2 protein-coding genes are annotated in these 1,535 nt (G+C 68.4%); one reads left to right on the top strand and one right to left on the bottom strand.

Annotation, left to right across the window (positions count from 1 at the left end):
• Positions 1-761 (top strand): carbon-nitrogen hydrolase family protein (locus tag ACWCO3_RS34550; protein ID WP_450014201.1); only part of this gene is annotated, 761 nt, incomplete at its 5' end.
• A gap of 4 nt (positions 762-765) precedes the next feature.
• On the opposite strand, the gene ACWCO3_RS34545 is transcribed toward ACWCO3_RS34550, so the two are convergent.
• A complete protein-coding gene (locus tag ACWCO3_RS34545; RefSeq protein ID WP_145779361.1) occupies positions 766-990 on the bottom strand; it encodes a hypothetical protein in 225 nt (74 codons plus the stop codon).
• Positions 991-1,535 lie beyond the last annotated feature (545 nt).

Genomic DNA, 1,535 nt, shown 5'->3' with positions numbered 1-1,535 from the left:
ACCGCAAGGCCAACCTGGCCGCCGCGGAGGTCCTGCTGGAACGTGCGGCGGCGGGTGGCGCGGACCTGGCCGTCCTACCTGAGTACGTCGACTACCTCGGCCCGGCCGCCGGGTTGCCCGAACCGGAGCCGGTGGACGGAGAGGTCGGCAGCTTCTTCGCCGGAATCGCCCGGCGGCTCGGGATCTGGTTGGTCGCCGGCTCGTTCCACGAGGCCGGTCCGGACCCGGAGCACACCTGGAACACGTCGCTGGTCTTCGACCGCACCGGCAGCCTGGCCGCGAGCTACCGAAAGATCCATCTGTACGACGTCGAGATCCCCGGTCGGGTCTCCTATCTGGAGTCCGCGACCGTCGCGCCCGGGGACCAACCGGTGGTGGTGGACGTCGAGGGTCTGCGCGTCGGTCTGTCGATCTGCTACGACCTGCGCTTCCCGGAGCTGTACCGGCTGCTCGCCACCGATGGGGGAGCACACCTGCTGGTAGTGCCGGCGGCATTCATGATGCACACCGGGCGGGACCACTGGGAGGTCCTGCTGCGGGCCCGGGCGATCGAGAACCAGTGCTTCGTGGCGGCGGCCGGCCAGACCGGCGACCACGAGCCGGGCCGTACCTGCTTCGGTCGCAGCATGGTGGTCGACCCGTGGGGGACGGTCCTCACCCAGCTACCGGACGGCCCTGGTGTGTCGGTCGTCGACCTGGACCTCGATCGCCTCGCCACGATCCGGGCCGAGCTGCCCAGCCTGGCGAACCGTCGGCTGTAGAGCCTCAGCCCTCCAGCAGGACGCCGATCACCGCGAAGCCGGCGATCGCCGCAGCGGTGACCAACAGCGCCGTGGTCATCCGGGACCTGCCCCGCCGAGCGAGCCGTCCGACCGACAGCACCAGGACGACGAGCACGACCGCGCCGATTACCACCTGCCAGAACGGCAGGAGGAGGCCGAGCAGAGCCTCCTCGGCGAACACCCTCGCCCCGCGCCCGGACTCATCCATGCCTGACACTCTGGCACGTCGGCACAGCCCGCGTCCCCCAGCTCGGCGAGGGACTGTCGCCTGAGCTGCGTCGGAGGCCGCGCGAACCGCTCGGCCAAACCAGTGATGAACCCTGATTTGCCTTCTCCGGGCCGTCCGCGTAACTTTCTCTCTGCACGGGGGAGGCCGGACAAACCGGCTGAGAACGGGCACCGGGCTCGTGGCGGTAACGCCGAGCGAGACCGAGGATCGGGCGGTGCGGAACACTCCGGATACGGAGTTGCGAACGCGAAGCCGACCGGGTAGAGTTTCGAAGCCGGCAGGAGCCGGGCGGAGAGCCGCGAAGCGGCGATCGGCCGGTCTGCGGCTTCCCACGACAGTAGCGACCGCCGGGTACGGCGTGCGTCATCGTGGAATCGGACGAGCCACATTGATCGCCTCGAACATGAGGTTGACAATGAAAGTTCGACCAAGTAAGTTTGAGCGGTTGCCCCGATACGGGGTTCCACTGAGGTGGGGCTTCTGGTCGGTGTGTGGTTGTTCTTTGAGAACTCAACAGGGTGCTT

Source organism: Micromonospora sp. NPDC002411 (genome assembly GCF_053592955.1).
The sequence above is the reverse complement of the archived record's forward strand: the minus strand, read 5'-3'. Positions and strand labels throughout refer to the sequence as shown.

Excerpts from the sequence above, each read along its gene's own strand:
- ACWCO3_RS34545 (WP_145779361.1), bottom strand. The coding sequence starts at position 990 with ATGGATGAGTCCGGGCGCGGGGCGAGGGTGTTCGCCGAGGAGGCTCTG.